Below are 13,432 nucleotides of genomic sequence, written 5' to 3'. Positions count from 1 at the left end.
GGAAGCCCTGCCAGGGCACCCATCTTTTTTCTTTCTTTATTTATTAAGCATGTTCTTTGCCACTAGTTTTTTCATAGCACTAATCTGACCAAGATGGTTTCCTTCATGGAATAAAGCCATGTTAGCTAGTTCCCCATATGTTTCAAGGCCGAGAAAAGGCTTTTTCAATGCTTCGCCAAGGCTTGTGGAAGGTATTTCTTTTAGTCGGGTAAGCTGTTCTTTTAAGTGTAAGGTTAATTCTTCTATAGTAGGAACTTGCTCAGACCAATCAGAAGGCTTGGTTCCATTAGCAAAAAGTTCAAGATAATTTACTGCCAGATTTTTTGATTTTTTGGGGAAACCAAACATAAATTGCTCAGTTACCGTCAATACATGGACTATGTGCCAATGGATCGTGTTATTAAAGCCTTCAGGTTGAATATCTGCTGTTTCTCGATCAATTCCTGTGATTGCCTTTAGCAAAAATCCTCTTGTAAGCTCGAATTGTTTAAATAATAGTTCACTCATCCCCTATCCCCCTTTGTTTTCAGTCAAATAACTTATTTATATTATCTAATTGGAACTGCCATATTCGCAACTTTAACCTAATTTATTTTTTGATTTTTTTGTGTGATTTTCCTGTCTATCATTTCGTCCAGTCTGCTAAGACTGTTTCTGGCCCTATCGACACTAATTTTCCGATAATGGTGCTGGCCGCCTTCTTCTTCATCTTTTTCATCTGCCCACTTTACTACCTCTTGAAGTGGTGTCCGGACAATATCATTGGTGGGTAAAAACGAATCGGTATGGAAAAGAATAGCTAACGCAATCTCTTTTGCTTTAATTGGATTTTCACCGAGTCGGATAAGAAGCTTGTGTGCTCTTTCTGCCCCTTTTATCGCATGAATGTCATTTTTTTTATATAGCTCATAGTCCCATTTCCCATTTTTATACCAAGTGAAGTGGCCGATATCATGTAATAAACCAGCTTTTGCTGCTACATCAGTATCAACATTATGTTCCTCTGCTAAATGAAATGCATGGTAGGCAACAGCAACCGCATGGGCAATTCCGGACCGGTTTAAAAACTTCTGGGCAATATGGTGTTCAAAAATCTGTGTTAGAGTAACATCTCTCATTACCGGTTCCTCCATTTTTAAAATGTATAAATCTCTATCCTGCTTACCGCTTTTTTAAACATTGGCGTTACATTGATAATAAAAAGGCAATACCCGATTAAAGTATTGCCTTTTGAAGGCCGCCTTACCCTTTTAATTACCTTTTTGATTTTCTGTATCCAGCCTCAACGGCTTCTTTTTCACTGCAAAACCACATGATATTATCCATTGATGTGTCATAATAGGAACCTCCGGGTACATGATAAATATGAGAATTCACATTCCCTTTAATTTTTCCCTTACAGCTATTATTTGCTTCTTTATCGTCTGATGGATTGTTTACATAATTGCCCCGTGAAGAAGAGCCAGTCGTTTGGCTAACAGAAGTATTTTGCTTAGGGTTATTGGAAGAATCAGCATGAAAACCGTCTTCCCTCGCATAATTTTCAACTGACCAGATTCCAATGCCCTGATTCTGTGCCTTCTTTTGAATGGCATAAAACTCATCTACATATTTAGTATTGGGTGCATAAACATACGCAACCCGGGCCAGCCCTTTTTCTAAAAGAGTTTCATTAAACATTTTACCGTCCGTGTAAATATAAGCCAGAAGCCTTCCATACTTGTCCCTGCCGTCCCCAATGCCCGTTTCTACTTGAATCTTCCTGCCAACATAAAGTGTCTTTTCTGTAAAGCTGGATGCTTCAGGACCGTATGGCTGTACCCCGAGGCGGGGATGGTGTGTCTCTGGGGTATCGATACAAAGCATTCTGACTTTCTCTTCCCTGCCATTCAAATTGATAACGATCGTATCGCCATCAACGTTTTTTACGACAGTAGCTTCATGTAGGTTTTTGTTAAGCGATTTTTCCTGCTTTTTTACTTCATTTTTTGGTTCTATTTTATTGGGTTTGACTGATTGTGGGCTAGAATTATTTTCACTAATAACATTGTTATTTTGATGCTGGCCCGTTTCTGTGGCAGCACATCCAGTTAACAGCAAAATCATGAGGATGAGGCTTGAGACCAACTGTGTATTTTTGTGATTCATTATGTTCTCCTCTAAAAAATACTTTTTAAGATGTTGTTAAGTTCATATGATGTTGAAATCCTTCCATTCTGTAGGTAAGAGGTTTAGATATCTTTTTTCAAGGAAACGGTCATCTATCAGAACGATCGTTCCTGTATCCTGTTCAGATCGGATAAGGCGGCCACCAGCCTGTAAAACTTTGTTAAAGCCAGGATAAATGTAGGAATAATCATAGCCGTTTTTTCCTTGACTTGAAAAATAGTCCATAATTATGTTTCGTTCAAGACATATTTGTGGCAAGCCTGTTCCTACTACAACCACGCCTTTAAGCCTGTCGCCCTTTAAATCCACCCCCTCCGAGAATATGCCGCCCATTACTGCAAAGCCAATCAGAGGTTTCTCCCTGTCGGTACGAAATTGTTTTAAAAAGCTTTCTCTTTCATCTTCTGCCATTTGCCCAAGCTGGATTATCGTATCCATAAAAGGGTTCTCCTTTACGAATAGCTCATAAACATCTTTCATGTACTGATAGGAAGGAAAAAATATAAAATAGTTGCCTGGCCTTTCACTAACCAGATCCCTAATAATAGTTGAAATGGGGCTTATCGACCTTTCCCTGTCCCGATATCTTGTTGAAATAGGACTAATAAATATCTCTGACTGGCTGCTGGAAAAAGGGCTGGGGATGGCAAATTGATAAGCAGTTTCTTCAGCTCCCAGCATTTCCTTAAAATAATCTATGGCGGAGCGTGGCAGAAAAATAAATTTTGGATTTATAACCTTTTCCCATCTTACTTAATAATTCAGATGGATCAATGCAATAAAGCTTCAGGTTTACATCGTTCCGATCAAGCTCGGCAAAGGTAACATAACGGTCATTATAAAATTTAGAGATTTTAACGAACGCAAGCGAAGAAAAGTAAACATCCAGAAGAACAGAATCGTTTCCTCCTGCAGCTAGCTCACCCTCCGCGTATTCAATGAATTCCTCGAGATGATTAATAAGAGCATCAGGCAGTCCATCTAGGATGCATTCCCCTCTTTTATTCGCTTTTTTCCTTAAATCGATAAAATATTGATTAATTTTCTTTGAGCATTCATAAATAGGCTTGTTTCTCCCTTTATAAGCCTTTTTTATTAATAGAAAAGCCGATTTAACTAGACGTGCAGAAAACATTCCTCTCGCCCGGTCAATTAAATTGTGGGCCTTGTCTATTAATAAAATAGACCACTTTTTTTGTTCATCGGCAAACCGCTTTAAATAAACCCGAGGGTCAAAAACGTAATTATAATCACAAATAATCACATCAGCTATATATGCAAGATCCAGAGAAAACTCAAAGGGGCAAATGGAATGTTTTCTCGCATACTTTTCAATTGTCATTCTGTCCATAAGATTTTCGTGTTCATAAATATCCAAAATGGCTGAGTTAACTTTGTCATAATAACCATCTGCGAATGGACAAAGGTCTTTCTGGCAAACAGTCTGGTCATTAAAGCAAACTTTCTCCTTAGCTGTTATTGTCACGGCTTTCAAGACTAGGCCTTTCTTAATCATTAAGCTCAGGCTTTCTTCTGCAGCCTGCCTTGTAATTGTTTTGGCAGTTAGGTAGAAAATCCGTTTAACCATACCTTCACCCATTGCTTTTATAGACGGAAACAGGGTTGAAATGGTTTTGCCAACCCCTGTAGGCGCATTTACATATAATTCTTTGTCGTCCCTAATAGATGCATAAACAGAAGCGGCAAGTTTCTTTTGGCCCTGCCGAAATGAGTCAAAAGGAAAATTTATATTTTTTATGCTTTGAATGCTCAGTGTTCTATGATTTATTATTAATTTGGCAAATGGGTAGTAGATTTCAATTATATTACCTAGAAATTTCTCCAATTCATCAAAGAGAAAGGTTTTTTTAAACTGCTTAATTTCTTCTTCAGCAATTTGGTAATAAGTTAACTGGACTGTTATTTGATCGAGCTGCTTTTCTTTTGCAAACATAAAGGCATAACAAATAGCCTGTGCCCAGTGTACTGGATGCGAATCTTCTGAAATTCCTTCAAGTCTGCCTGAAGTTGATTTGATTTCATCAATCATCATTTTCCCCTCAGGAAGTGCAATAATGCCATCACATCTCCCCTCAATATGAAAAAGCAGACTTTTATGCTTAACGCTTGTTTTTAGAGGAACTTCTTTTTGATCACATTCCCGATAGGTTTTTTGAATTTTTTGATGAGCTCTTGTTCCATCGGTCATAGAGGAACTGGGATGGAAACGGGAGTCGATGCTGCCCTGCCGGAACACATATTCTACAAGGGGGCGGACTGAAATCTTATATTCTTCAGGCATAGCCATATAACTCCCCTCTGTTATTGTACAATCAGAACATACGAATGTTTGTTCTGTAATTATTTTATCACGCCATTCCCCTTAGCTCAAGATTAGAAAAAGTGTAGACCCTCAGGCGGGGTATAAAAAAACAGAGTGAAGAATGATCTTCACTCTGCCAGTATTATTTTGACTTCTTTTCTTTTGGTGAAAGATATTCGTAATCCTGAGGGTTGATAGGTGTAAAGCCTTGTGGTTTATAGAATCTTAATAGATCCTTATAAACAACTTCATCTGACATATCAAGCTCAGTCTTCACTTTTTCATCAATCTCTTTACATGGTGTTCCTGTTGCTAGTTCGCCAGTAGCGTTCTGGTAGCATTTTTCGTTCAATTGAGATACATCAGTCGAAACAAAATCACCATTTCGGAAAAGGACAAAATTACGGTGCTGTTTGGATAATAAATCAGAACCAAATTCCATAAAGTCCTTTGTATCAATACCTAATAGGTGAAGAACGGTTGGGCGGACATCTACTTCACCGCCGACCTGATGCTGTATGCCGCCTTTTACGCCTGGAACGTGAATATACAATGGTACGCGCTGAAGGGCTGCGCTTTGAGTTGGAGTAATTTCATCCACACCCAAAACTTTTGCCATTGCGTCATCATGGTTTTCAGAAATACCGTAATGGTCACCATACAGAACAACAATAGTATGGTCATATAGGCCGGAAGTTTTCAAATCGTTAAAGAATTGCTCCAGTGCCTGGTCCATATAATGGGCAGACTGGAAATACTGATTAACAACATCATCACCGAAATTTCCTGCAGGAAAGTCCGTATCCTGCGGATCCATTTCAAATGGGAAGTGGTTAGACAGTGAAATGAACTTTGTATAAAAAGGCTGCTTTAAGCTTTTAAGCATTGGCATTGATTCTGAAAAGAACGGTTTATCCTTCATGCCATAGTTCTTTGTATTTTCTTCTGACATGTCATAGTATTCTGCATCAAAGAATTGGTCATATCCAAGAGCCTTGTACATAACGTTACGGTTCCAGAATGTTTTATAGTTTCCATGGAACACGGCAGAATTATAGCCGTGACCTTTTAAGATGGCAGGGCTTGCATGGTAGGTATTCTGTGCCTTATTAACAAATACAGAACCTTGTGCCATAGGATACAGAGAGTTTTCCATTAGGAATTCTGCATCTGATGTTTTACCTTGCCCTGTTTGATGGTAAAAGTTATCAAAGTAAAATGTATTATTGTCATGTGCAAGTGAATTTAAGAAAGGTGTTACTTCCTGTCCATTCAGCTTGTAACCAATAACAAAGTTCTGCAATGACTCCATAGATACATAAATTACATTCATGCCTTTTGCTTTACCAAAATAAGCTGGATTTGGCTGAGAATAGTTCGCTTTCCGATAGTTTTCAACATCTGTAATATCACTGCTGTCAGCAAGAGCACGCTGACTGGATGATTTGATGTTCTGGATAATATCATAAATAGTAAAGTTATAGGCACCTAGATATTTTACTAAATAGGCACGGTCAAAAGATCGTGACAATAATTGAGGACGATCCTTTTCTGCAAGCCCAAGATTAAAGAGGAAAGCAGCGATTGAAAATAATAATACAATCTTAAAAGGTTTTCTATTAGTCTCGGTAATTTTATTGAACACTTTAAGTGCAAGTACAATCAACAATGCAGTATCTGTAAAATATAAAATATCGAACACTGACATTAATGATAGTGCACTGTCCCCCAGCTGCCCTGCATTTGTTTTGGTCTGCATTAATACCGGTACTGTAACAAAATCATTAAAGAACCGATAATACACAATATTTGCATAAAGCAGGAATGACAAAAGAAAGTTCGTAATGATAATGAACATTTTTGCGCGCTTTTTAAATAATAGGCCTAAGCCAAAAAAGAATAGCGCTGAACTGATTGGGTTAATGAACAGTAAAAATTGCTGCAGGGAATTATCAATCCCAAGGTTAAATTCGATTTTGTATGCCGTATATGTTTTTATCCAGAAAAGCACAACAGCAGTCATGAAAAAGGCGATATGGCTGTTTTTCATTTCCTTCGGCAGTATAAGTTTTTTCATTTTATTTCTCCTCTCACTTACCAGTAACTAACGGTAAACGAACCTCAACTACTATATCACATATTTAGAAAAAATAAAATCAATATGGATGCCAATTGATTCCACCCATTAAACTTTATTTTTTCTGACTTTATTCGTGATATTTCGCAAAAATATCTTTTAGGCCATTATCCCGCACTTTTCTTTCACTTTCAGAAGATAGGTCATATTTTTTAAAATAATGGAACACTTCGTTGAGGTCAGGCTGGTTTGGCCCTGCGTTTATAAAAGATGGAAAAGCCTCCTGTATATAAGACGGAAGAAATGCTGTCTGGGTTTCAAATTTTTTTCTAACATCTTCTACTGAATGATTTAATTTGCATTCGCTCATCGGAAAATCCCCTTAGATTCAATTAGTTGATGATTTGCTTAGTAAATGTGTTATTAGTTTATTCTTCTTCATATAAGAGTAAAGGATAAAAAATGGAATGGCACTAGCAGCCCTTAGTATACTTGATAGTGTCATGGCTAGATCCATACTGGTTGATTCAAGAAGAAATACCCCAAATTGAGGGGCAATGAAACCAATGATAGCCAATAAAATATTATAATTGGCAATATATGCGCCTCTATTATGTTCGTTCGTAACTTCTAGTAATTGGTTAAATAAAATAAGCACGGTCCCGGAAACAAATAATCCAGATGATGCGTTTACGAGTACCAAATAAATTAGGTTATCTGACAAAATGGTAAGTATGGGAGCTGATGCCATGCCAAGCGCCGCAAAAATTAACATTTTTGCATTGCTGTGCTTATCAGCCATTTTTCCCCACCAGCGGTAACTGGCGATCTGGGCAATCTGGTTTGCTACCGTAAACAGGCTAATCCATAGTCCTGTTGCATGTGCTTCTTTGATTTGGTAAATGCTGAATAAAGACCAGGCCATTTGCCACGCAAAATTAAAGAAAAGACTGCAAATTAAGAAATAAGCAAATGGTTTATCTTTAAAGGCTGACCAATCTATAAATCCCTGAACTTTTTTCGTTCTTTTTTCTACAGTTCTTTTAGGCTCAATATGCTTGTTTAAATAATATACTTCGATGATTCCAAATATAAACGCGCCCAGAAATAAAATTTTATAAGGAAGCGAATTGCTCTTATCGAATTGCTGAAGGATAACTCCAATTATAAACGTCGTAATCATTCCTACAATCGTTAAAACACGATTTCGGTCACTGAAAAAAGAGCTTCTCCTGTGATCGGGAATCAAATCTCCTATAAAAGACTGCCAGCTAAGATTTGAAAAGGCGCCAGGAAAATTCATAAATCCAACCAGAATGACAAATGCCCAGCTTTGAAAATCTGAAGGAATATACAGGATAAAAAACATAAAAACCAAAAAAAGCCTCGTAAAGAATATCGAGTAACCTGTAAAACGCTTTTTTTCTTGCATTCCATTCATCATCATTGAACAAACAATCATGGCAAACATACCAATGAATTGCGGCAGGGAGTTTATTAAGCCAACCTGATAATTTGTTGCGCCCAGCACTCCAATCGCAAAAAGGGAAAAATAGTTATTGCTAACATTCATGACAATAGTTGAAGCAATTCCGTTTTTTATGCTATTTCGTTCGTTCAAACGATTAATTTTCTCTGGCTGATTCATGCATCCATCTTCTTTCAATGGGGAAATCCCTGATTGTAAATATCAAATTTTTGGCATTTTCTCTCTGTTTCCTTAGATATCATACTCCCGTAAATAGCTGATATGCAATATGTTTTTTTCCTTATTTTTTAAAAAATTGCTTTACATTTTATTGATGTTACTAATGTTTTTTAACGGTGCCTATGGGGAATATAAATAGGAAGAAATGAGGTGATAATATGCCTGAAATTCGACCGGAATTTACAAAAAGCCCTTATTTTGTCGATGAACCTGGAAACTGGCATTTAAAGCCCGGAGCACCAAAAGAGGTTCAAGATGAGTTTGAAAGCTATATGAATTCTGTTAAAGACCCGCAAAGCTCGGGAACCATTAACGGTAACAGAATTGATTATCCATATGATAAATAATTAAAAAGGCTGCCATTGGCGGCCTTTTCGTATTTTACCTTATCAGTTAATTTACTGGAAAACTTGCCTTATATATTTCTACTTTTAATTCATAACGACAGGAGAATGTTAAATAAAAGCAGAAAAACAAAAGAATAAATATGGAATTTTTTAATAATGAACTCCAATTTAAAATAAAAACATAAATGTTGAATTGGAGTGAAAGAAAAATGCAAGCTCAAATCATTTCTCGAAATAAGACAGTACGAATGGAAAATAAATCATTTTCAATGCTGTTGCTTAGTTCTCTATTATTAACCATAGGAAACAAGGTCTATGAAATTGTCCTGCCACTTGTTATGTATGATATGACCCATTCTCCTGTCGCAATGACATCGATGCGAACAGCAGAATTGTTACCAAATTTTATCTTTGGAATTTTTGTCGGTGTTCTTGTAGATCGGGTCAATAAGAAAAAATGGGTTCTGTGGATGACTGCTACTCAGGCGATTCTTTTGTTTACAATGGGATTTCTATTTCGATCACAAAATGAATGGATGTTTATTTATTACATGATTGGATTTTTGTTAATGACCTTTAATTATGGATATTTTAACGCTCAAATTAGCCTGACAAAATTAATCGTGCCTTCAGAAAAACTTACTAGTGCCAATGCGAAATTTAGTTTAATGGAGACACTCGTAAGTATAATGGGCCCGGCATTGTCCGGACTGGCATTTCTTTTTGCTGATATTTCAAATGGTATTTTCATTTCTGCTTTTGCCTATTTAATTTGTATAGTGCTGTTATGGCAAATGGAAATAAATCATGACATGAAAAGGAAACAGGAAAACTTCTGGAGGGAACTGTCCGAGGGCTGGGCTGCCTTTAAAACAAATACAACTCTTTATACGATGACATTATTTATTATTTTTATCAATTGCTCGATGATTGTCGTCAGTACGACTGTTATATTTTATGCTAAAGATGTTCTCCATCTATCGTCTTCTCTATTGGCAATCGTCCTATCAATGTCTGGTGCCGGAGGTGGGCTTGGAAGCTTGCTTGCTTCACGATTACGGCAAAAAACTGGTATCGGCGGCTTATTTGGGGTGTCATTCCTGTTAAGCAGTCTTTCTTATCTGATCTTCTCTGCAGGACAAAGTCTATACGTCTTTACTCTTGGATTATTTTTAAATGGAATTTCACTTTCATTTTATATTATTACATCCTATACAATCCGGCACGAACAAACATCTCCACACCTTATGGGAAGAATTGGCGGTATTACGGGAACACTCTTTAGAACGGCGATGCCGTTGGCAATGTACTTTGCAGGCTTTGCGCTGCTTTGGTTTGGTCCAATACCAATATTCATCGGTTCAGCAATCTGGAATATTGTCTTCTTCCTTATCTATTTAAGAACTCCACTTTGGAAACTTCGATAACGAGTAAAGCAGGATGAAAAAACCATCCTGCTTTACTATTTTTCAAAACTCACATCGTCAATCCAGACATCCTTAAAATCGATCCAGCCTTTTTCATTGACTTTAACCCCCTTTAGGCTGGGATGTGAGGAAGCAATCACATTTTTATGGCAAAGAAAAATCACTGCAGCACTTTCCTTTAACCTTTTCTCGAGACCGTGTATCTTTTGTAATCTTACTTCAAAAGATGCCTCGGCCACTAACGAATCGACGCAGTTATTAATATCGTCATAAAGCTCTTCATTTAAATGGTTTTTTATAAAGCTGTATCCTGATTGCAGCAAATCAAAAAATTGGATATCTCCTTCACTTAAGACAGCTTCAAATAAAATCATATCAGCCTGCATTTGCACCTCTGCACGCTGCAGATCATCCCATGAAAATATGGAAACGTTCAATTTGATGCCGAAGGACACTAAGTAATGTTTGAGCCAAAGTGCATCTGTCTGATGGCGTCTGTAAGTATAGATGGTTAATTCCTCACCGTCATAAATTGATTCTTTAAGAAGATTCAATCCCTGGATTTGAGAGAAATCTCTATCGGTTATGGTCGGAAGCATATTCACATGGAACCCTGATGCAGGGTAAAAACGAGGTTCACCTAGTTCAACCAAAAGCTGACGCCGGTTTATAAGCTTGGATAGAGCAATCCGAAATCGATGATCGTTTAGCGGTGATTCCTTCTTTAAATTTAAAGTAAGAACCGTACTTCCTGCCAAAAAATTTTCTGTGCCATTCCAGCTATCTTCCCTTTCTTTCTCTCCTTCGCCTGCGTGAATTTGCAAAAGCCTCCCATCTTCTTCAGAAATTATTTCTTCTCCTTCAGGGATATGAATCAATTCTACTTGGTCTACCAAAGCTCTTCCAGAAAAATGGTAATCCCATGCCTCTAAAACGCATTTTCCCGATGTATTTTCCTTTAATCTATATGGACCTGTGCCATTAAAAGCTGCTCCATCCGATGATTTTATGGAAGTAGGTGTATAGGCAAAGTATTGTGGTAGCACATAATTTGGCTTTTTTAATTTAATACAAACAGAATATTTGGATAGGGGTAAAATTTCCTCAATTTCTTTTACGAGCCAATTTTGATTTGGGAATTCAGATTTTAATCGGTTGAGAGAAAATATCACATCTTCGGCATTAAACTCTTTACCATTATGAAACTTTATCCCCTTGCGAATATAAAAGATCCATTGTGTTGCATCAATATTTTTTTTCCAATGATGGGCGAGCCTGCCTGTTAATTTTCGAGTTTCATAATTATATTCCACTAAAGTATCATAAATTTGTTTTATCATATGTGCGTCAAGCCGGTAAAAGCAGGAAGCAGGATCAAGCGTGTTTATTCGCCGGTAAATCGGCATCCTAAGTGTTTCCAGATATCGATCCTTATCTGAAGAAACCTTATAACCAAAAAAATCGGAAAGCCAGCTTATAAATGTACTTTTGCTCTCATCGTCCCCGTACTTTTTAATTAATATTAAAGCTTCATCCATTTTACCAGCTAAAGCCAGACTTTTTGTTTCTTCTATTAATAACTCTTTCATATTGGCAAGAAAACAAAGTTGTGAAGCATTTCCCCTTCCCTTGCCAGGTTCGAAACCTATCCATTTAAGTTCAATCATTTTCAATAATATGTTCTTGGCATTCCTTGGTGTGCAATAGAGTATTTCCGCCAGTTTTTGAACTGTAACAGGGAAACGAATGTAATCTGCCTTCGCAGGAAAAGCCGATCTGATTAATAAATAATCCTGTGAAAGTTTGCCCATACTATTCACCTCTTCATTTGAAGAATCATGTAAATTCCTGCTCCAATGGTATCATAATCAAAAATTTTAAACTATTTAAATTAAATGAGATAAAAGAAAAAGCACTCCACGGAGTGCTCATTGTGCTAATTTTATTTTAATGAATTTCTATATTGATATTGCTTCCATTGATACCTGATAAAACACCCGATGCAAAAACCCATTAAGGCGATGCCGGCGGCCAGAGCTACCATAGCTGTGAAAATATAAGCTGCAATATACCAGTTAAACAGAAAACACGCTAGTCCCCCGCCAAGGCAAACTACAGCGATTGTTTGATTAAATTGCTGCTGATCCCAATCCTCAGGAATGTATTCACTTGGTGCCTTTTTCAAAAAAACTTTTGCCAGACGCATTACTGGGTTGAAGCCAAAAAACAAACCCATTAGCCCAGCAGCGAGTGGGATAGCGAGTATCCATTCCAGTTGTGTAAACCATGAAATTAATACACTGATTACAATAAACCATTGATTGGTACGGACAAGTGGCTGAGGTATTGTCTTGTTTCGCATAATTATTCCCACCTATCTTATCGGTTTTATATGTTTTATTTATTGTAATCCACTAATCTAATTTTGTGAAGTTTTTTGACCAAAAAAAGAAGACCAAATTAGGTCTTTTTTATAATTCACAGTTAATCATGTTTAGGATATTTCCCAACTGTGTGAATGGCACTAATGATTCTTTTATTGATCCATTTACGATTTTCGTTTGTATTAAGCTGTTCGAAAACCAATTTACGGCCTTCTTCTGTTGTCACGTAGTGGCTTGGAAGTGTATTCAGGCTTAGCGCCATGATATCATTTCGGCATTTATTACACTGGCAAAAAGTCTGATAATCTGGGCTAAGCATGCTGACCGTTACCAAGGTCGTTACGATTTCTTCCATTACATTAATTAACTCTTTGTTCATACACTGCCACGTCCAAACTTGTTGTATTTTTCAATTCGCTGATGGATGTTTATTAGGTTAACAAGTATTTATTTTATCACATTGTGGCCTTCTTTTAACTATCTATTTATCTTCTTGCCATTCAAATATTAATTAAAATAAAAGAAGGAATAAAAAAGCCGAAAAATCGAACAATAAGGTGAAAACATGATGGGGAGTGAAAAAAAATGAACGAAAGAAGACTAAAACAAATTTTATCTTCTTCTGCAGATGTAGAGGTTAAATATAATGGAGCCTCTGTTTGGATTGATCAATTAAATGAAGATGGGCGGACAGCAACAGTCCATTTACGTGGCCCCTCGAGGAGCGCACAGTTGTGGATATATCAGAATTAAATGAAGAATAAAAATGTTAAAGGCAGGAAATAAATTCCTGCCTTTACCGTTTATATCATATCCTCGTTCTCTTTTTCCACATCCGCTGGTTCTGGCTGTTCGTGCTGGGTAATACTGTTTAGGTCATCCCTTTTCATTCTTCCTTTATCATATCCAGCAGATGGAGCTGAATTTGCCATTGGAAGCTGTTCTAATTCTTTTCCTCGTGGCATTAAAATCACCCCTTTGAAAATAGGGTGCTCAA

14 protein-coding genes and 1 pseudogene are annotated in these 13,432 nt (G+C 37.0%); 3 read left to right on the top strand and 12 right to left on the bottom strand.

The features are described from left to right. Positions 1-36: 36 nt before the first annotated feature. The 8 genes from RCG23_RS23050 to RCG23_RS23015 all read right to left on the bottom strand — a co-directional run bounded on the left by RCG23_RS23050 (position 37) and on the right by RCG23_RS23015 (position 8,235). Positions 37-507: a DinB family protein gene (locus RCG23_RS23050; protein WP_308177567.1), complete on the bottom strand. Its 471-nt coding sequence runs from the start codon at positions 505-507 to the stop codon at positions 37-39. 77 nt (positions 508-584) lie between these two features. Next, positions 585-1,118, bottom strand: a complete 534-nt coding sequence (locus RCG23_RS23045; protein ID WP_308177566.1) for an HD domain-containing protein — start codon at positions 1,116-1,118, stop codon at positions 585-587. 136 nt (positions 1,119-1,254) lie between these two features. Next, positions 1,255-2,148 carry a thermonuclease family protein gene (locus RCG23_RS23040; RefSeq protein WP_308177565.1) on the bottom strand — a complete coding sequence of 298 codons (894 nt, stop codon included), beginning with the start codon at positions 2,146-2,148 and terminating at the stop codon, positions 1,255-1,257. Between the two features lie 42 nt (positions 2,149-2,190). After that, positions 2,191-2,850, bottom strand: coding sequence for an ATP-dependent DNA helicase (locus RCG23_RS23035; RefSeq protein ID WP_374049780.1), 660 nt, complete (start codon positions 2,848-2,850; stop codon positions 2,191-2,193). 4 nt (positions 2,851-2,854) lie between these two features. Next, positions 2,855-4,477: an ATP-dependent DNA helicase gene (locus RCG23_RS23030; RefSeq protein WP_308177564.1), complete on the bottom strand. Its 1,623-nt coding sequence runs from the start codon at positions 4,475-4,477 to the stop codon at positions 2,855-2,857. Positions 4,478-4,634: 157 nt separating this feature from the next. Then, positions 4,635-6,569 (bottom strand): lipoteichoic acid synthase, encoded by a 1,935-nt coding sequence (locus RCG23_RS23025; RefSeq protein WP_308177563.1) that lies wholly within the window; start codon positions 6,567-6,569, stop codon positions 4,635-4,637. Between the two features lie 130 nt (positions 6,570-6,699). After that, positions 6,700-6,939 carry a hypothetical protein gene (locus RCG23_RS23020; protein ID WP_308177562.1) on the bottom strand — a complete coding sequence of 80 codons (240 nt, stop codon included), beginning with the start codon at positions 6,937-6,939 and terminating at the stop codon, positions 6,700-6,702. 18 nt (positions 6,940-6,957) lie between these two features. Further along, positions 6,958-8,235, bottom strand: a complete 1,278-nt coding sequence (locus RCG23_RS23015; protein WP_308177561.1) for an MFS transporter — start codon at positions 8,233-8,235, stop codon at positions 6,958-6,960. A gap of 200 nt (positions 8,236-8,435) precedes the next feature. Between RCG23_RS23015 and RCG23_RS23010 the strand changes: the two genes are divergently transcribed. Continuing rightward, positions 8,436-8,624 (top strand): hypothetical protein, encoded by a 189-nt coding sequence (locus RCG23_RS23010; RefSeq protein ID WP_308177560.1) that lies wholly within the window; start codon positions 8,436-8,438, stop codon positions 8,622-8,624. Positions 8,625-8,833: 209 nt separating this feature from the next. Next, complete coding sequence (locus tag RCG23_RS23005; RefSeq protein WP_308177559.1) at positions 8,834-10,051, top strand: MFS transporter; 1,218 nt, start codon at positions 8,834-8,836, stop codon at positions 10,049-10,051. A gap of 35 nt (positions 10,052-10,086) precedes the next feature. On the opposite strand, the gene RCG23_RS23000 is transcribed toward RCG23_RS23005, so the two are convergent. The 3 genes from RCG23_RS23000 to RCG23_RS22990 form a co-directional block, all read right to left on the bottom strand. After that, positions 10,087-11,862, bottom strand: a complete 1,776-nt coding sequence (locus tag RCG23_RS23000; RefSeq protein ID WP_308177558.1) for an ABC transporter substrate-binding protein — start codon at positions 11,860-11,862, stop codon at positions 10,087-10,089. Positions 11,863-11,993: 131 nt separating this feature from the next. Further along, positions 11,994-12,413 carry a DUF4395 domain-containing protein gene (locus RCG23_RS22995; RefSeq protein WP_308177557.1) on the bottom strand — a complete coding sequence of 140 codons (420 nt, stop codon included), beginning with the start codon at positions 12,411-12,413 and terminating at the stop codon, positions 11,994-11,996. Between the two features lie 122 nt (positions 12,414-12,535). Further along, the gene (locus RCG23_RS22990) at positions 12,536-12,814 is read right to left on the bottom strand and encodes a late competence development ComFB family protein (RefSeq protein WP_308177556.1); all 279 of its coding nucleotides are present in this window, start codon (positions 12,812-12,814) and stop codon (positions 12,536-12,538) included. Positions 12,815-13,020: 206 nt separating this feature from the next. Here RCG23_RS22990 and RCG23_RS22985 point away from each other — a divergent pair. Continuing rightward, positions 13,021-13,199, top strand: a pseudogene (locus tag RCG23_RS22985) (small, acid-soluble spore protein, H family). A 39-nt stretch (positions 13,200-13,238) separates the two neighbouring features. On the opposite strand, the gene RCG23_RS22980 reads toward RCG23_RS22985, so the two are convergent. Next, positions 13,239-13,400 carry a hypothetical protein gene (locus RCG23_RS22980; protein WP_308177555.1) on the bottom strand — a complete coding sequence of 54 codons (162 nt, stop codon included), beginning with the start codon at positions 13,398-13,400 and terminating at the stop codon, positions 13,239-13,241. Positions 13,401-13,432 lie beyond the last annotated feature (32 nt).

This window comes from Neobacillus sp. PS3-34 (assembly GCF_030915465.1).
GTDB lineage: Bacteria > Bacillota > Bacilli > Bacillales > Cytobacillaceae > Neobacillus_A.
This window is presented reverse-complemented; position numbering and strand designations above follow the sequence as displayed.